The sequence below is a fragment of the Variovorax humicola genome (genome assembly GCF_037889915.1).
In the GTDB taxonomy this organism is placed as follows: domain Bacteria; phylum Pseudomonadota; class Gammaproteobacteria; order Burkholderiales; family Burkholderiaceae_C; genus Variovorax; species Variovorax humicola.
In genome coordinates this window covers 679,711-697,449 of record NZ_JBBKZV010000001.1, presented here as the reverse complement: position 1 = coordinate 697,449, position 17,739 = coordinate 679,711, and the positions used below count along the sequence as shown (strand labels likewise).

Genomic DNA, 17,739 nt, shown 5'->3' with positions numbered 1-17,739 from the left:
GAGACAAGCAGCATGACCACCCTCGCCCCCGAAGCCACCGCGCCGCCCCGTGCGCGCTACCGGCCGGTGCCCTACCAGATCCGCAAGGCGCTCTGCGAACGGCGTGCAGACGGCACGCTCATCCTGCGTTCGCCGGTGGTGCCCAAGGACACGGGCCGCACCGGATTCGCCGGCTTCATCCCGCACTGGGCCGAACGGCGCGGCAATGTGCCCGCCTTCAACGAGCGCGACGCGCAGGGCGAATGGAAGCGCCTGACCTGGTCGCAGATGTGGCAGCAGGTGCAGGCCGTCGGCGCCGCGTTGCTCGAGCGCGGCCTCGGCCAGGGACGGCCACTGGTGGTGCTGTCGCCCAACTCGCTGGAACTGCTGGTGCTGCTGATGGCGGCCGAATACGTGGGCGTGCCGGTCGCGCCGGTATCGCCGGCCTATTCGCTGCTGAGCCACGACTTCGCACGCCTCAAGGGCGTTTGCGAACTCGTGCCGCCCGCCGCCTTGTTCGTGCAGGACGCGCAGGCCTACGAACGCGCAATGGCCGCGCTGGGCTGCCCACAGGCCCCGGTCATCGCGGTGCATGGCGCCGCGCCGGGCCAGCATGCGTGGGCATCGCTGTCGTCGACCGAATTGACTGCGCAACGACGCGACAAGGTCGCCGCGGCGCACGCGGCGATCCGGCCGGAGGACGTGGCCAGGAGCCTGTTTACCTCCGGCTCGACGGGCGTTCCCAAGGGCGTTCCGATCAGCTACGCCAACCTGAACGCCTGCGCCGCCAACATGGCCAACATGTTCGCGAGCCTGGCCGAACAGGAGGAGCCGCCGGTCTTCCTCGACTGGCTGCCCTGGCACCACGCGCTGGGCGGCGTGCTGAACATCGGCCGCTCGGTGATGCTCGGCGCCACCCACTACATCGACGACGGCAAGCCGCTGCCGGGCCTGTTCGAGCGCACGGTGCGCAACCTGCGCGAGGTCTCGCCGACCGTGCTGACGACGGTGCCTTCGGCCTGGACGCTGCTCGCCGCCGAACTCGAGCGCGACCCGCAACTGGCGCGCAGCGTGTTCGCACGCGTCATCAACTTCGGCTACGGCGGCGCGAGCCTGCCCAAGGACGTCAACGAGCGCATCCAGCGCGTGGCCGAGCGCACGGTGGGCGAGCGCATCGTGTTCGGCACCGGGCTGGCCTCGACCGAGACCACCGGCGTCGGCACCTACCGCACCTGGGTCAGCGACGACCTTGCCAACATCGGCGCGCCCGCGCCCGGCACCGAGATCAAGCTGGTGCCGCTGCAGGGCGACCGCTACGAAATCCGCATACGCGGCGCCCACAACTTCACCGGCTACGTGGCGCGGCCCGACCTCACCGCGGCCGCCTTCGACGAAGAGGGCTTCTTCAAGCTCGGCGACGCCGTGCGGCTGGTCGATGCGGCGGACCCGGCCGAGGGCATGCGCTTCGACGGCCGCGTGGCCGAAGACTTCAAGCTCGTCAACGGCACCTGGGTGCGCACCGGCTCGATCCGGCTGGGACTGATCGAACGCTGCGCGCCACTCATCAGCGACGCCGTCATCTGCGGCCATGACCAGACTTTCGTCGCCGCGCTGGCATGGCCCAACGTGGCCGCCTGCCAGCGCCTGGCGCCCGAACTCGAAGGCCTCGGCGCCGCCGAACTGGCGACCCACCCGGCCCTGGTCGCCGCGCTCAGCGAACGCCTGCGCAAGGACACCGGCAGCGCGAGTCTGCGCGTCGAGCGCCTGATGCTGATGGCCGAGCCGCCGTCGATGGATGCCAACGAGATCGCGGACAAGGGCTACGTCAACCAGGCCGCCACGCGCTCGCGCCGCTCTCGTCTCGTCGACGAGCTGTTCCAGGCGCCTCCCGGTAGCCACGTCGCCTGCATCCACCCATGAACGACCGACTGCCCGAACAAAAGAAAACGGAGACAACCATGCGCAGCACCCTTCTCAAAGCACTCGTCGCCATCGCCGCACTCGCCTGCGGCGCGCACGCCCTGGCCCAGAACTACCCAAGCCGGCCCATCACCATCGTCGTGCCGGCGCCGCCGGCCGGCGCGACCGACGTGCTGGCGCGTGTGCTGGCCGAGGAGATCGGCAAGAACCTGAAGCAGCCCATCATCGTGGACAACAAGCCGGGCGCCTCGGGCATGCTCGGCGCCTCGCTCGTGGCCCGCGCCCAGCCCGACGGCTACACCATCTTGCTGTCGCACGCCACGCCGATCTACTACGCGCAGTACATGTTCGCGAAGGTGCCGTACGACGTGCGGCGCGACTTTGCCTTCATCACCGAGATCTGCTCGGCCAGCCTGGTGCTCGCGGTCAACAAGGACGTGCCCGCACGCAACATGAAGGAGTTCGTCGCCTGGGCGCAGACGAACAAGGGCAAGGTCAACTACGGCTCGTTCGGCGTCGGCTCGTCGAGCCATCTTCTGAGTGCGCACCTGAGCGAATCGCGCAAGCTCGACATGACCCACGTCGCCTACAAGGGCGAGGCGCCGATGATCCAGGACATGCTCGGCGGGCAGATCCCGATGAGCATCGGCACGCTGGGCACCATGGCGCCGCACATCACCGCGGGCAGCCTGCGCCCGCTGGCCGTCATCGGCGAGAAGCGCCTGGCGGAACTGCCCAACGTGCCGACGATGGCGGAGGCGGGCCTTCCGGACGAGGAGTTCAAGCCGATCGGCGGCGTGCTGCTGACGGCGCCCGCGAAGACGCCCGCACCCATTCTTGCGCGGCTGGAGAAGGAAGCGCGCGCAGCCGTGCAGACCGCGGCCATGAAGGCACGCTTCCAGGCCTATGGGCTGGTGGGAATGGGGAACAGCTCGGAGGCGTTCAGGAAGAACTTCGAGGCCAGCGGGCCGGTGATCCAGCGACTGGTGCAGGTGTCGGGGGCGAAGGTGGATTGAGGCGCCACGCCGCGCGCAGGATGCACGTCACAACGCCAGATCTTGAAGCCCGCGAAGAAGGTCGGTGACTACCTTGACAAAGCGATGCCCAATGGCCCAAAGCCCGTCACCGCCGCCGGCCCGGCCATCGGGGTGAGGACACCCGACGTGGCATCGATCGTGAATGCCGACACGGTGAGGGCGTCAATATTCGGCGCGTAGGCAAACCGACCCGTGGGGTCGACGGCGAGCGAATAGGGCGCACCCCCCGTCGCCACCATCGGCACGGCCATCGGGCTGAGGGCGCCCGTCGTGCCATCGATGGTGTAGGCCGACACCGCGTTGCCGTTGGCATCCGCCACGTAGGCGAACCGGCCCGTGGGGTCCACGGCGACTTGGTAGGGGCGGGCCCCTGTCGCCACCGTCGGCACGGGCATCGGGCTGAGGGCGCCCGACGTGGCATCGATGGTGTAGGCCGACACGGTGTTGTCGGAAGCATTCGCGACGTAGGCGAACCGGCCCGTGGGGTCCACGGTGACGTGGATGGGGCCAGTCCCTGTCGCCACCGTCGGCACAGCCATCGGGCTGAGGGCGCCCGAGGTGGCATCGATGGTGTAGGCGGACAGGGTCGAAGACAGGTAGTTCGCGACGTAGGCAAACCGGCCCGTGGGGTCCACGGCGAAGGATTGGGGATTGGTCTCTGTGGCCACCGTCGGCACAGCCATCGGGCTGAGAACGCCCGACGTGTTATCGATGGTGAAGGCCGACACGGTGTTGCTGCCAGCATTCACGGCGTAGGCAAACCGGCCCGTGGGGTCCACGGTGACGGAATAGGGGCGGTTCCCTGTCGCCACCGTCGGCACGGCCATCGGGCTCAGCGCGCCCGAAGTGCCATCGACGGTATAGGCCGACACGGTGCCGGAGTCGGCATTCGCCACGTAGGCAAACCGGCCCGTGGGGTCCACCGCGACGGAGTCGGGGAAGGCCCCTGTCGCCACCGTTGGCACGACCATCGGGCTGAGGGCGCCCGACGTGGCATCGATGGTGTAGGCCGACACGGTGTTGCCGCCAGAATTCGCGACATAGGCAAAGCGCGCCGCCGGTGCGGCACAGGTCACCACCACGTTCACCACGGCGGCCGCGGCGACTGTCCCGCTGCCGTTGCTGACGGTGCAGACCCGGGTCAGGATTTTTGGCTGCGACTTGACCGTGATGGCGTAGCTTGCCCCGCTGGCAAGCGGCGTCGTGAAGCTGAAGCTGCCGTTGGCCGCAATGATCAAGTCGTCCGCAGCGTTGTCCTGGAGCACCAGGCCGGTGCCGAGCAGGCCGCTGACAGTGCCGCCCACGGGGTAGGTCGGTGGTGGCGGTACAGGAGCCGGTGGTGCCGGTACTGGAGCCGGTGGCGCCGGTACTGGAGCCGGTGGCGCCGGTACAGGAGCCGGTGGTGCTGGTACTGGAGCCGGCGGTGCCGGTACTGGAGCCGGCGGTGCCGGTACTGGAGCCGGTGGTGCTGGTACTGGAGCCGGCGGTGCCGGTACTGGAGCCGGTGGTGCTGGTACAGGTGCCGGTGGTGCCGGTACAGGAGCCGGTGGTGCCGGCACAGCAGGCGCCGGCGGTGGTGCCGGCTCAGCAGACGTTGCCGGTGCCGCCGGTTCAGCAGGCGCCGCCGGCGTGGACGCCGCTGATACCGAGAGTGCCGGGAAAAAGCCGCCGCCTCCTCCGCCGCCGCAGGCGGCCAGCGCGAACGTCGCGCCAGCTACAAGGACGCAGCCGATGGGACTCGGGCACTGTGGCAAAAAACGCTCGCCGATAGCGGCGCGGGCGCGGGCGCGGCACATGAAAAGGTCGTACATGACGTCAGGCACCCATGAGTGCAATAGTCCATGAATTCAACCAAGTCTAGCGACCACAACGTGTCTATCACCAAAAAAATAAGTTGTTACTCACTGCGATGGCGGCAGGCGGCCCGCGGACGCGTGGTGTCGAACCAAATTCGAACGCAATGGCTTGTAAACCCGGCCGAATGCGTACATGTGTCTGCTGAAAGGCTGCTTCGGAGCGAGGCGCACAGCCGCTCAGGGCCCCTTCGCGTTCGAGGTTTTCGCATGAAAGCCAGCAATCATTCCAATTCACGCACGCGAGCGAAATCTCTCTATACGCCCCCACTCGCCGAAGCCCGCATCCAAGCCACCGCCTCATCCCGCCCTGCAACCCCCAACTTCCCGTAGATGTTCTTCAGATGCCACTTCACGGTATCGATGGACAGCCCCAGCGCCAGCGCAATCTTCTTGTTCGGCATCGCCTGCACGAGCAAACCCAGCACGTCGCGCTCACGCTCGCTCAAGGGCTCGACCGGACGCTTTGCCGCATCGCCAGCTGCACCTGCCGAATCGATCGCTTCAACAGCAACAGCCCCCCTCCCAGCGCTCCTCAACCTCTCCGCATAGAACCCCAGCACCGGATCCAACCGCGCATCCTTGGCAACCTCCGCCACCAGTTCCAGCACCCCAGGATCCGCATCCAGCAGGCTACGCACCAACCCCAGCCGATGCCCACGCCTCAGCGCGGCCAGCGTGCATTCCCGCGCCGCATCCATCCGCCCGCGCCGCCGCTCGATCGCCGCCTGCATCAGCTTCAACTGCGCAATCAGCCGCTGCCTTCCGCGCAGCTCGATGTTCGCGATCAGCGGCTCGATGCGCCTGGCTGCGTCGTCCAGCTCGCCTCGCGCAATCGCCCAGCGGATGCGCGCCCGCTCGGTAATGACGGCGATCTCGCCGAGTGCGCTGTGCTCTGCATCGGGATGCCGCGTGTCGATCTCGTTGGCGCGCGTCAGTGCCACTTCGGCGTCCGCGACATTGCCCATCTGCAGGCGGTAGCTCACCTGCATGGCCAGGCTGAAGGCGAGCAGGCGGTCGAGCCCGAGCCCGGCGCTGTAGTCCTCCAGCCGCTCCAGGTACGCCATGGCCTCGAGTCGCCGCCCCGCCACCCAGTGGGCCGCCGCCAGCGTGCGGTGCACGCGCAGCACCGAGTCGGGCATCGACACGCGCTCGAGCGCATCGACGCGGTCTTCCAGCAGATGCCTCACGGCGTCGGTGTCGTCGTGCTCGTAGAGCACTTCGCCCAGCAACGCGGTGGCAAGGTAGGCCGGGTCGACGCAGGCGCTGCCGCCTTCGTTGGCTTCGCGGAGCACCTCGCGGTAGATGCGCTCGGCCTGGGTCATGCGGCCTTCCATCGCATGGCTGAGGCCGACCAGGCAGCGCCCCTGCAGCGTGCCCGCCGACGTGCCGCGCAAGGGCACGCCGTTGATCAGGCGGATCGGGTTGTCGTGCTGGATGCGCCGGGCGCGCTCGTATTCGCCGCAGTGCATGAAGAGCCATGACAGGATGTTGTCGCGCCCGCCGATCACCATCGCGTCCGCGCCCTCGGGCGCCGCAAGGAGGCGCGGCAGCAGGGCCATGGCGGCATCGGTGTCGTCCTGCTGCACCGCCAGCGCGGCTTCCAGCATGGTCAGCGTGAAGTGGCTGATGGCGTCGTCGGGCGGGATGTCCTTGCGCAGGCGCTCGATGTGCGCGGAGAACGTGGCGAACTCGCGTGCGAACAGCTCCACGCGGATCATCCACAGTCGCAGCCCGACGCGTGCCTGCACCTGCGCGGGCGGCAGTTGCCGCACCAGGCCGATGAGCTTGCGCAGCTCGCCGCGCACGGCCAGGCCGTGGGCGGACTTCTCCACCAGCGCCGTTGCCGCCGCACCCTCCCCCGCCGCCACGGCCTGCCGCACGGCTTCGTCGATCAGCCCATGGTCGCGAAACCATTGCCAGGCGATTCGGTGCACCTGTTGGCGGTCGGCTTCGCTGCGCTGCCCGAGCCGCTCGCGCAGGGTCTCGCGCAGCAGCGGGTGCAGGCGGTACCAGGTCTCGCGCTCGGTGCTATCGACGGGCACGATAAAGAGGTTCTCGGCTTCGAGCCGTGCGAGCAAGAGCGCCATGGCGGCATCGCCTTCCGGCCGGCCCAGCAGCACGGCGCACAGCGGCGCGCAGAAGCGGCTACAGGCCGACACCCTGATGAGCAGGTCGAGCTCCAGCGGCGAGAGGCGCGACAGCACTTCCTTGTCGAAGTAGGCCGCGAAGGCCTGCGGGTCCTGCACCTGCAGGCGCGCGAAGTCGTCCGGCGCCCTGACGTCCTTGTGGCTGCCGGCCAGCTCCTGCCGGCGCTTCTTCCAGCCGATGGCCAGCAGCTGCAGGCCGGCGGCCCAGCCGTCGGAAAGCCCGTGCAGCAGCATCGCGTCGCGGTGCTCGATGCTGCCGAGCTGCGACTGGAGAAACCGCTCGGACTCGGCCGGCGAGAAGCGCAGGTCGCGCACGTCGAGCTCCAGCAGTTGCCCTTCGGCGCGCAGGCGTTCGAGCGACAGGGGCACGGCGCCGCGCGATGCCAGCATCAGGTGCAGGTTCGACGGCGCGTAGTCCAGCAGCCATTGCAACGCCTCGTGGATGCGCGGGTCCGTCAGGTGCTGCACGTCGTCGAGCACCAGCACCAGGTCGCGCGGGTGCGCGGCGATGGAGCGGACCAGCGCGATCAGGGTGCGCTCCACGGCCTCGCTGTCGACGCCGCGGCCAGCGAAGTCGGCGGCCTCCTGCGTCCTGCCAGGCGCGGCCTGGGCGAGGCTGGCCAGCAGGTAGTCGAGCAGGCGCGTGGGCTCGTTGTCCTCCGGCGCCAGCGTGAGCCAGGCCACGTCGAAGCCGAGCGGCAGCAGCGCCTGGCGCCAGGCGACCAGCGAGGTGGTCTTGCCGCTGCCGGCCGGGCCCTGCAGCACCATGCAGCGGCGGCGCCGCGCCTCCAGGAGCCGCGCGAGCAGCGCGTCGCGCGCGACGATCCGGCCCGCGCTGCGGGGCGGGACCATCTTGGTGGTGACCAACCCCTTCAGGGCGGCGGCTTCAGGCGGGCGTTCGGCGGGCAGAGGCTTGGTGGACATGGGTAGGCGCGCATTGTGACCCCGCCACCCGTTCGGGGTAGTGGGGTTGCACCGGGTGGCTTCCAGAATCACTTCCATACCCGATCGCCGCCCCTGCGCAGCGTGCAGCGTGCACCGGCCCATCGTCGACAAGGAGACCCAGTGAACATCAACAGAACCGTATACCGCGACGACCACGAGATGCTGCGCGAGACCGCGCGGCGCTTCTTCGAGCGCGAATGCCTGCCGCGTCAGGCCGAATGGGACAAGGCCGGCCGCACCGACCGCGAGACCTGGCTGAAGGCCGGCCGCGAAGGCCTGCTGTGCGTCACGATCCCCACCGAATACGGCGGCGGCGGCGGCGACTTCGGCCACTCCTGCGTGGTGGCCGAGGAGCTGCATCGCTCGGGCGTCTCGGGCTTCAGCCTGTCGGTGCATTCGGACATCACGGCGCCCTACATCGTGCGCTTCGGCACCGAGGAGCAAAAGCAGCGCTGGCTGCCGAAGATCTGCCGCGGCGAGACCATCATGGCCATCGCAATGACCGAGCCCGGCACCGGCTCCGACCTGAAGTCGATCCGCACGAGCGCGGTGCGCGACGGCGACGAATACGTCATCAACGGCAGCAAGACCTTCATCAGCAACGGCCTGAACTGCGACATGGTGCTGGTGGCCTGCAAGACCGACCCCGGCGCCGGCAGCAAGGGCGTGAGCCTGATCATGGTCGAGACCGACCGCGCGGGCTTTCGCCGCGGGCGCAAGCTCGACAAGGTGGGCCAGCCGGCCGCCGACACCACCGAGCTCTTCTTCGACAACGTGCGCGTGCCGGTCGACAACCTGCTGGGCGAGGAGAACAGGGGCTTCGTCTGCCTGATGCAGGAACTGGCGCAGGAGCGGCTGATCATCGCCGTGTATTCGGCGGCCAAGCTGGAGCGCCTGCTGGAGCAGACCCTCGACTACGTGAAGGAGCGCAAGGCCTTCGACCAGACCGTGTGGGACTTCCAGAACACCAAGTTCAAGCTGGCCGACGTCAAGGCGCAGGCCGTGGCCGCGCGCACGATGGTCGACTACTACATCGGCGAGCACATGAAGCGCCGCATCAGCGTGCAGGAAGCGGCGATTGCCAAGCTGTTCGTCACCGAGACGCTGTGGAAGTGCATCGACGACATGGTGCAGCTGCACGGCGGCTACGGCTACATGCTGGAGTACCCGATTGCCCGCGCCTTCACCGACTACCGCATCACGCGCGTGTTCGGTGGCACCAGCGAGGTCCAGCGCGACCTCATCTCCAGAAAACTTTGATCCGCGGAGCCCTCTGAAATGACCGAGAAAACAATCGTCGCCGGCGTCGGCATGATCCCCTTCGCCAAGCCCGGCAAGAGCCTGAGCTACACCGAGATGGGCGCCGAGGCCACGCGCCGCGCGCTGGCGGATGCGGGCATCGGCTACGACATGGTGCAGGAGGCCTACGTGGGCTACGTGTACGGCGACTCCACCTCGGGCCAGACCGCGCTGTACGAAGTGGGCATGACCGGCATCCCGGTCATCAACGTCAACAACAACTGCTCCACCGGCTCCACCGCGCTGTACCTGGCGCGCAAGGCGATCGCCTCGGGCAGCGCCGACTGCGTGCTGGCGCTGGGCTTCGAGCAGATGCAGGCCGGCGCGCTCAAGTCGCATTGGGACGACCGCCCGCCGACGCGCGAACGCTTCCTGCCGGTGCTGCGCGGCCTGACGGCCGACATGGACGGCATGCCGCAGGCGCTGCGCACCTTCGGCGGCGCCGGCCGCGAGTACATGGCGCGCCATGGCTGCAGCATGGAAACCTTCGCCGCCGTGCGCGCCAAGGCCAGCCGCCATGCGGCCAACAACCCGCTCGCCCTGTTCCGCAAGATCGTGACGACCGAGGAAGTGATGAACGACGCCGTGCTGCTGCCCGGCGTGATGACGCGCCTGATGGCCTGCCCGCCGACCTGCGGCGGCGCCGCGGCGCTGCTGGTGTCGGAGCGCTTCGCGAAGAAGCACGGCCTGCGCACCGACGTGCAGATCCTGTCGCAGGCAATGACCACCGACCCGGTCGAATCCTTCGAGCCGCCCTCGATGCTGAGCTGGGTCGGCACGCACATGACGAAGTCGGCCGTCGGCCGCGTGTACGAAGCCGCCGGCGTCGGCCCCGAGGACATCGACGTGTGCGAGCTGCACGACTGCTTCGCGCAGAACGAGGTGATCAGCTACGAGTCGCTGGGTTTCTGCCCCGAGGGCGGCGCCGAGAAGTTCGTGAACGACGGCGACAACACCTACGGCGGCAAGGTGGTGGTGAATCCCTCGGGCGGCCTGCTGTCCAAGGGCCACCCGCTGGGCGCCACCGGGCTGGCGCAGTGCTACGAGCTGACGCATCAGCTGCGCGGCACGGCCGACCAGCGCCAGGTCGAAGGCGCCAGGCTCGCCCTGCAGCACAACCTGGGCCTGGGCGGCGCCTGCGTGGTCACGCTGTACGGCAAGAACTGAATCGCGCGGCCATCATGGACCTTCGACTGAGCCCGGGCGAGAGCGCGTTTCGCGAAGAGGTGCGCGGCTTCATCCGCGACCGGCTGCCCGCCGACATACGCGATCGGCTGCGCAAGGGCCATGCGGCCCGCAAGCAGGACGTCGTCGCGTGGCAGCGCATCCTGCACGAGCGCGGCTGGGCTGCGCCGCATTGGCCGCAGGAGTACGGCGGCGCCGGGCTCGGCACGGCTGAGCGGCTGATCCTGGTCGAAGAGCTGCAGCGCGCCGCGGCGCCGCAGCCGCTGCCCTTCAATGTCGCGATGCTCGGGCCGGTGCTGCTGCGCTTCGGCACCGAAGAGCAGAAGCGCTTCTTCCTGCCGAAACTGGCGCGGCTCGACCTGTGGTTCTGCCAGGGTTTCTCGGAGCCTGACTCGGGCTCCGACCTGGCTTCGCTGCGCACGCGCGCGGTCCGCGATGGCGACGAGTACGTGGTCGACGGCCAGAAGATCTGGACCACGTCGGCCCACCACGCCGACTGGATCTTTGCGCTGGTGCGCACCGAGCAGGCGGCGCGCAAGCAGGACGGCATCTCGTTCCTGTTGATCGACATGAAGACGCCGGGCGTTTCGGTGCGGCCGATCGTTTCCATCGACGGGCAGCACCACCTCAACGAAGTGTTCTTCGACCAGGTGCGCGTGCCGATCGCCAACCTCGTCGGACAGGAAGGCCGCGGCTGGGACTGCGCCAAGTACCTCCTGGCGAGCGAGCGCACCAACATCGCGAGCATCGGCCTGTGCTGGGAGCGGCTGGGGTATGCGCACGAATTGGCGGGCAGCATCCGCCAGGGCGGCAAGCGGCTGATCGACGACCCGAAGCTGGGCGCGGAGCTGGCCGTGCTGGGCGCCGAGGTGCGCGCGCTGGAGCTGACCAACTGGCGCTTCCTGCTCGATCCCGAGATCGGGCGCAAGAACCCAGGGTTTGCGTCGGTGCTGAAGGTGAAGGGTTCGGAGTTGATGCAGGAGCTGACCTCGCTGATCGCGCGACTCGCCGGCCCGGCCGGGCTGGAACGTCGCGACGGCGAAGGCGAAGCCGCGCTGCATCCGCTGGCGGCCGCGTCGCCGCGCTACTTCTTCTATCGCGCGGCCACCATCTACGGCGGCTCCAGCGAAGTGCAGAAGGACATTCTGGCCAAGACGCTCCTGGGATAAGCCATGCAATTCGATCTGAACGAAGAACAGCAGGCGCTGGCAGAAAGCCTCTCGCGCCTGCTGGACGACCACTACGGTTTCGAGAAGCGGCGCGCCATCGCGGGCTCGGAAGCTGGCTGGAGCGACGCGGCCTGGAACAAGCTGGCCGAACTGGGCGTGACCGCCTTGGGCATCCCCGAGGCGTTCGGTGGTCTTGGCGGCGGCGCGGGCGACCGGCTGCCTGTGATGAAGGCTTTCGGCCGCGCGCTGTTGCTGGAACCGTATCTGGCTTCGAGCGTGCTCGGTGCCACCGCCGTGCGCGAAGCCGCGAGCGAAGCCCAGAAGAGCGCGTTGCTGCCGGCCCTCCCCAGCGGCGAACTGCGGCTGGCCTGGGCGCACGATGAAACAGGCGGACGCAACGAAGCCCTGTGGATCGAGACCCGTGCGCGGCACGATGGCGGCCAGTGGCGCCTCGACGGTGCCAAGTCGCTGGTGCTGCATGCCGGCGCGGCCAGCCGCTTCGTCGTGAGCGCCCGCGTGAACGCCGATCCGAGTGCCGATCCGAGTGCCGATCTGAACGCCGATCTGAACGCCGATCTGAACGCCGATCTGACCGCCGATGTGCGCGCCGATGTAAGCGCCGATGTGAGCCCCGGCATGAACGGACACGCCAGCGATGAACACGGCCTTGCGCTTTTCCTCGTCGACGCGGGCAGCGCCAGGCTGCGCCCCTATCGGCTGATCGACGACACGCCGGCCGGCGAGCTGATCCTCGACGGCGCCGTGGCCGAGCCGCTGGGCGATCCGGCCGATCATGCGCGCGCCCTCGCGGCCATCCGCGCCGCCGAGGCTGCCGGCACCGCGGCCGTCTGCGCCGACATGGTGGGCACGATGGAAAGCGCCTTTTCACTCACCACCGCCTACGTCAGCACCCGCAAGCAGTTCGGCCGCCTGATCGGCGAATACCAGGCGCTGCGCCATCGAATCTCCGAGATGGCGGTCGCGCTCGAAATGGCGCGCAGCATGGCCATCGCCGCCGCGGTGGCGGTAGACGACGCCGCATCGCCCAATGCCGCCACCGACCTGCCGCGCGCCAAGCTCGCCATCGGTCGCCATGCGCGCGCCTTGTGCCAGGCCGCGATCCAGTCGCACGGCGGCATCGGCATGACCGAGGAATACGCGGTCGGCCATTGCCTGCGCCGCATCCACGTGCTCGACCAATTGTTCGGCGACGTCGACGCGCAGGCCGCGCGCCTCGCCCGCATGTAAACCCATCCACCAGGAGACAAGCATGAAACTCGACAAGACCGCTCGCCTGCTCGGCGCAGCACTGGCCACGCTGGTGGCCTTCGCCCTGCCCTTGCCTCACGCACAGGCCGCCGACGCCTTCCCGTCGCGCCCGGTGCGCTTCATCGTGCCGCTGGGCCCCGGCAGTGGCTCCGACACCGTCACGCGCCTGGTTGCCAAGCTGGCCATGCCCTCACTGGGTCAATCGACCTTCGTCGAGAACAAGCCTGGCGGCGACACGGTCCTCGCGATCCAGAGCCTGCTGACCTCGCCGGCCGACGGCTACAGCGTCCTCATGCTCTCGCCCTCGTCGATGGTGATCAACCCGCTCATCAACGACAACCTGCCCTACGACGCGCAGAAGGACTTGCGCCCGCTCACGACCATGCTGCGCAGCGCTGCGGTGCTGGTGACGGGCACCTCGTCGCCCTACAAGACCTACGCCGACGTGATGGCCGCCGCGCACAAGGCACCCAAGGCCGTGAGCATGGCCAGCTACAGCAACCACTACCGCATCGGCGCATTGATGCTGCAGCAAGACGCGGGCGTCGAGTTCAACTACATCCCCTACAAGAGCCCGGGCCAGGTGCAGACCGACCTGATGGGCGGGCAGGTCGACCTGGCGCTGCTGGACATCGGCGGCGCACTGCCGCTCATCGCGGCAGGCAAGGTCCGTCCGCTCGCGGTGACCGGCAAGGAGCGCCACCCCAAGCTCGCCAGCGTACCGACGGTGCGCGAGAGCGGCCTGCCGAACTACGAGCTCTACGTGTGGATCGGCTTCGGCGTGAGCAGCAAGGTGCCCGATGCCGCCGCCAGGACGCTCGAAGCCGACCTGATCAAAGCCATGACGCAGCCCGAGTTCAAGACCTACGTGACCGAGACGGCCGGCGCGGAGGTCTACAACATCACGGGCAAGGAAATGAGCGCAATGATCGCGTCGGAGACCGAGCGCTATCGCAAGCTTGCCAAGCAGCTCGATATCTCGCAGCGCTGACCGGCAACGCACAACAACAGGAGCAAGACATGAAGCAGCTTTGCAAGGACCGCGTGGTCGTCATCACCGGCGCCGGCCGGGGCCTGGGGCGCGAGTACGCGCTGGAGTTCGCGCGCCAGGGCGCGAAGGTCGTGGTCAATGACCTGGGCGGCCGCGGCGACGGCGGCCCAGGCTCGGCCACCGGCCCGGCGCTGGAAGTCGTGGCCGAGATCGAAGCCATGGGCGGCCAGGCCATCGCCAACGCCGACGACGTGGCCGACTGGAAGGGCGCCAAGCGCATGATCGACGCCGCCATCGACACCTTCGGCGGCCTCGACGTGCTGGTCAACAACGCCGGCATCCTGCGCGACCGCACCCTGGTCAACATGGAAGAGGAAGACTGGGACGCGGTGATCCGCGTGCACATGCGCGGCACCTTCGCGCCGTCGCGACATGCGGCCGCCTACTGGCGCAACGAGTCGAAGGCGGGGCGCCCTCGCGTGGCCCGCCTGATCAACACCAGCTCGTCGTCGGGCCTGTACTGCAACGCCGGCCAGTCCAACTACGGCGCGGCCAAGGCCGGCATCGCCGCGCTGTCGGTGATTGCATCGCGCGAACTCGACCGCTACGGTGTGACGGTGAACGCCATCTACCCGACCGCGATGAGCCGCCTGACCGAAGACATCTTCGCCAGCCCCAAGTGGCAGGCGATCCGCAACGAGGCCCACGGCTTCGACCCGCTCGACCCGTCGAACGTCGCGCCGCTGGTGGCTTGGCTCGGCAGCGTCGAATCCAGCGGCATCACCGGCCGCGTATTCGGCGCGCGCGGCGGCCGCATCACGGTGGCCGAGGGCTGGCATGCCGGCCCGCGCGTCGAGAAGCAAGGGCGCTGGACCGTCGAGGAGCTCGGCGGACTGATCCCCGACCTGGTGAGGCAGGCCGCGCCCAATGCGTTGACGACCGGCGAGATTCCCGCCGAGGGAGTGGCGGCATGAGTTCCCAATTGCTCGAGGCCTTCCGCCTTGCGCAGTTGCCCGAGGAAGCACAGGCCTTCCGCGAGGAAGTGCGCAAGTTCCTCGCGACCAACCTCGCGCCGGCCGCGCCGGCCGTGCGGGCGCGCACCTGGATGGGCTTCGACGCCGCCTTCAGCCGCCGCCTCGCCGAGCGCGGCTGGGTCGGCATCACCCTGCCCGCCAAGTACGGCGGCGCGGGGCTCGATGCCTTCCGCCGCTTCGTGCTCGTCGAGGAGATGCTCGCGGCCGGCGCGCCCGTCGCCGCGCACTGGATCGCCGACCGCCAGAGCGGCCCGCTGATCAACAAGTTCGGCACCGAGGCGCAAAAGGACTTCTACCTGCCGCGCATCTGCCGCGGCGAGGCCTTCTTCTGCATCGGCATGAGCGAGCCCAACTCGGGTTCCGACCTGGCCAGCGTGCGCACGCGCGCGACGCGCGTCGATGGCGGCTGGCGCCTGACGGGCCGCAAGATCTGGACGACCAACGCGCATCGCTCGCACTACATGATCGCGCTGGTGCGCACCTCGGGTGCACCGGAAGACCGCCAGGGCGGCCTGTCGCAGCTGATCGTCGACCTCTCGCTGCCCGGCATCGACATCCGCCCCATCGTCGACCTGACGGGCGATGCGCATTTCTCTGAAGTGACCTTCGACGACGTGTTCCTCGGCGACGACGCGCTGATCGGCGATGAAGGCAGCGGCTGGATGCAGGTGAATGCCGAGCTGGCTTTCGAGCGCAGCGGGCCGGAGCGCCTGTATTCGAGCGTGGTACTGCTCGACACCTGGATGGCGAGCCTGCGCAAGACCGACTTCTCGGCTTCGGATGCGACGCTGCTCGGCAGCTTCACGACGCAGCTGGCGACCCTGCGCAGCCTGTCGGTGGCCGTCACCACCAAGCTGGCACGTGGCGAAAGCCCGGTGGTCGAGGCGGCGCTGGTGAAGGACATCGGCACCGAGTTCGAGCAGGCCATTCCCGCGGCCATCGAGGCAGCCGTCGCGGCCGATCCGGCGCGCGCCGTCGACGCCGACCTGTATCGCACCCTCGCCTACCTGAGCCAGATATCGCCCACCTTCTCGCTGCGCGGCGGCACGCGCGAGATCCTGCGCGGCATGATCGCCCGCGGCCTGGGCCTGCGCTGAAGCATCAAGGAGACAAGAACATGTTCACAGAAGCCATCGAGGCCATCCTCGTCGACCAGTGCACGCCGGCTGCGATCCGAGCGATCGAGAACGGCGGCTCGGCTGCCGCGCTCTGGAAGTCGCTGGCCGACAACGGATTCCTCGAACTCATGGCAAGCGAAGACGCGGGCGGCGCGGGACTCGACCTTGACGCGGTCTTTCCGATCTTCGTGGCCTTTGGACGGCATGCCGTTCCGGTGCCGGTTGCGCAGAGCATTGCGGCGCGCGCCCTGCTGCGCGACGTGGCGGCGCCGGAAGGCATGGTCACGCTCGTGGGCCATGCACTTCGCAACACGAATGGATCGGTCAGCGGTTCGAATGTCGCATTCGGCAGCATCGCAGACTTCGCCCTTGCCAACATCGACGGCCAACTCGCACTGCTCGACTGCAAGAAGGCCGAGCGCACCGCGACCGGCGTTCGCGGCAGCCTCGTCGCATCGCTCCGTTGGACGAAAGACGCCGTCGGCACGCCCGTCGGCGACAACGGCAACGGAGTCGCGGTGTTCAGCGCCGCCCTTCACGCCGCCGCGATGGCCGGCGCGATGGAGCGCCTGTTCGCCATGACCCTCGGCTACTGCAACGACCGCGTGCAGTTCGGCAAGGCCATCGGCAAGTTCCAGGCGATCCAGCACCAGCTCAGCGTGATGGCCGAGCACGTGGCATGCGCCGGCGTCGCGGCAGAACTGGCCTTCAAGGCCGGCGCCAAGGTCCCCGCCCTGCTGGCCACCGCGACCGCCAAGTCGCGCACCAGCGCCTCGGTGCCCCTGGTCGCATCGACAGCCCACGCCCTGCACGGCGCCATCGGCGTCACCGAGGAATTCGACCTCCAGCTCTACAGCCGCCGCCTGCACGAATGGCGCATGGCCGATGGCTCGGAGGCTTACTGGAACCGCATCGTCGGCGAGGCACTGCTAGTGCACAGTGTCCCGTCAGTCCTGCAATTCGCAATGGAGGAGATCCTTTAAATGAGCGACAAGAAGTTCCTCAACTATGAGCAAGAAGGCCACATCGTCACGCTGACGATGAACGACCCCGAAGCGCGCAACGCGCTCACCGGCAACAGCGCGGTGCCCGAGTTCCTCGCGGCCATCGACCGCATCCATGCCGATCATTCCGTGCGCGCCGTGATCCTCACGGGCGCCGGCACGGCCTTCTCGTCCGGCGGCAACGTGAAGGACATGGGCCGCTACAGCGAGATGGCGCCGATGGAACTGCGCCGTGAATACCGCCTCGGCATCCAGAAGCTGCCCCTCGCGCTGTTCAACCTCGAAGTGCCTGTCATCGCGGCGGTCAACGGCCATGCCATTGGCGCCGGCCTGGACCTCGCTTGCATGTGCGACATCCGCGTCGCCGCCGAAGAAGCGAAGTTCGCCGAGAGCTTCGTCAAGCTGGGCATCATCCCCGGCGACGGCGGCGCATGGCTGCTGCCGCGCATCATCGGCCTCTCGCGCGCCACCGAGCTCACGCTGACCGGCCAGATGATCGATGCCAAGCAGGCGGCGGAATGGAACCTGGTGTCTCGCGTGGTGCCACTCGAGCAACTGTTGCCAACCTCTCGTGCCCTGGCCGAGCAGATTGCCGCCAACCCGCCGCATGCCGTGCGCCTGGCTAAGCGCCTCCTGCGGGAAGCATTGCACTCGCGACTCGACACACTGCTGGAAATGTCGGCCGCCTTCCAGGTGATGTCGCACCAGACGGCGGACCATCACGAAGCGGTCAGCGCATTCATCGAGAAGCGCAAGCCCGAATTCAAGGGCTGAGCTGCCCCTGCA

14 protein-coding genes are annotated in these 17,739 nt (G+C 68.6%); 12 read left to right on the top strand and 2 right to left on the bottom strand.

Features of this window, described 5'->3' with window-relative positions:
* Positions 1 to 12: 12 nt before the first annotated feature.
* Complete coding sequence (locus WKW80_RS03320; protein ID WP_340362087.1) at positions 13 to 1,899, top strand: feruloyl-CoA synthase; 1,887 nt, start codon at positions 13 to 15, stop codon at positions 1,897 to 1,899.
* A gap of 38 nt (positions 1,900 to 1,937) precedes the next feature.
* Complete coding sequence (locus WKW80_RS03315) at positions 1,938 to 2,915, top strand: Bug family tripartite tricarboxylate transporter substrate binding protein (protein WP_340362086.1); 978 nt, start codon at positions 1,938 to 1,940, stop codon at positions 2,913 to 2,915.
* Positions 2,916 to 2,983: 68 nt separating this feature from the next.
* Here WKW80_RS03315 and WKW80_RS03310 read toward each other — a convergent pair whose 3' ends face one another.
* Positions 2,984 to 4,240 carry a lactonase family protein gene (locus WKW80_RS03310; protein WP_340362085.1) on the bottom strand — a complete coding sequence of 419 codons (1,257 nt, stop codon included), beginning with the start codon at positions 4,238 to 4,240 and terminating at the stop codon, positions 2,984 to 2,986.
* Positions 4,241 to 4,275: 35 nt separating this feature from the next.
* On the opposite strand from WKW80_RS03310, the gene WKW80_RS03305 reads away from it, so the two are divergent.
* Positions 4,276 to 4,707, top strand: a complete 432-nt coding sequence (locus WKW80_RS03305; RefSeq protein ID WP_340362084.1) for a hypothetical protein — start codon at positions 4,276 to 4,278, stop codon at positions 4,705 to 4,707.
* A gap of 339 nt (positions 4,708 to 5,046) precedes the next feature.
* Here the strand turns inward: WKW80_RS03305 and WKW80_RS03300 are convergent, their stop codons facing one another.
* The gene (locus WKW80_RS03300) at positions 5,047 to 7,863 is read right to left on the bottom strand and encodes a winged helix-turn-helix domain-containing protein (protein ID WP_340362083.1); all 2,817 of its coding nucleotides are present in this window, start codon (positions 7,861 to 7,863) and stop codon (positions 5,047 to 5,049) included.
* Positions 7,864 to 8,004: 141 nt separating this feature from the next.
* On the opposite strand from WKW80_RS03300, the gene WKW80_RS03295 reads away from it, so the two are divergent.
* Genes WKW80_RS03295 through WKW80_RS03255 form a run of 9 tightly spaced genes read left to right on the top strand, consistent with a single transcriptional unit; the run spans position 8,005 to position 17,727 of the window.
* On the top strand, positions 8,005 to 9,144 hold the full coding sequence (locus WKW80_RS03295; protein ID WP_340362082.1) for an acyl-CoA dehydrogenase family protein: 1,140 nt from the start codon (positions 8,005 to 8,007) through the stop codon (positions 9,142 to 9,144).
* Between the two features lie 18 nt (positions 9,145 to 9,162).
* Positions 9,163 to 10,350, top strand: coding sequence for a lipid-transfer protein (locus WKW80_RS03290; RefSeq protein ID WP_340362081.1), 1,188 nt, complete (start codon positions 9,163 to 9,165; stop codon positions 10,348 to 10,350).
* Between the two features lie 14 nt (positions 10,351 to 10,364).
* Positions 10,365 to 11,537, top strand: coding sequence for an acyl-CoA dehydrogenase family protein (locus tag WKW80_RS03285; RefSeq protein WP_340362080.1), 1,173 nt, complete (start codon positions 10,365 to 10,367; stop codon positions 11,535 to 11,537).
* 3 nt (positions 11,538 to 11,540) lie between these two features.
* Positions 11,541 to 12,785 (top strand): acyl-CoA dehydrogenase family protein, encoded by a 1,245-nt coding sequence (locus WKW80_RS03280; protein WP_340362079.1) that lies wholly within the window; start codon positions 11,541 to 11,543, stop codon positions 12,783 to 12,785.
* Between the two features lie 22 nt (positions 12,786 to 12,807).
* Positions 12,808 to 13,797 carry a Bug family tripartite tricarboxylate transporter substrate binding protein gene (locus WKW80_RS03275; protein ID WP_340362078.1) on the top strand — a complete coding sequence of 330 codons (990 nt, stop codon included), beginning with the start codon at positions 12,808 to 12,810 and terminating at the stop codon, positions 13,795 to 13,797.
* 29 nt (positions 13,798 to 13,826) lie between these two features.
* Entirely contained in the window at positions 13,827 to 14,771 is a 945-nt protein-coding gene (locus WKW80_RS03270) for an SDR family oxidoreductase (RefSeq protein ID WP_340362077.1), read from the top strand.
* Positions 14,768 to 15,928 carry an acyl-CoA dehydrogenase family protein gene (locus WKW80_RS03265; protein ID WP_340362076.1) on the top strand — a complete coding sequence of 387 codons (1,161 nt, stop codon included), beginning with the start codon at positions 14,768 to 14,770 and terminating at the stop codon, positions 15,926 to 15,928. Before WKW80_RS03270 ends, WKW80_RS03265 begins: the two co-directional genes overlap by 4 nt.
* 20 nt (positions 15,929 to 15,948) lie before the next feature.
* Complete coding sequence (locus WKW80_RS03260) at positions 15,949 to 16,932, top strand: acyl-CoA dehydrogenase family protein (RefSeq protein ID WP_340362075.1); 984 nt, start codon at positions 15,949 to 15,951, stop codon at positions 16,930 to 16,932.
* Positions 16,933 to 17,727 carry a crotonase/enoyl-CoA hydratase family protein gene (locus WKW80_RS03255; protein ID WP_340362074.1) on the top strand — a complete coding sequence of 265 codons (795 nt, stop codon included), beginning with the start codon at positions 16,933 to 16,935 and terminating at the stop codon, positions 17,725 to 17,727.
* The last annotated feature ends 12 nt before the right edge of the window (positions 17,728 to 17,739 follow it).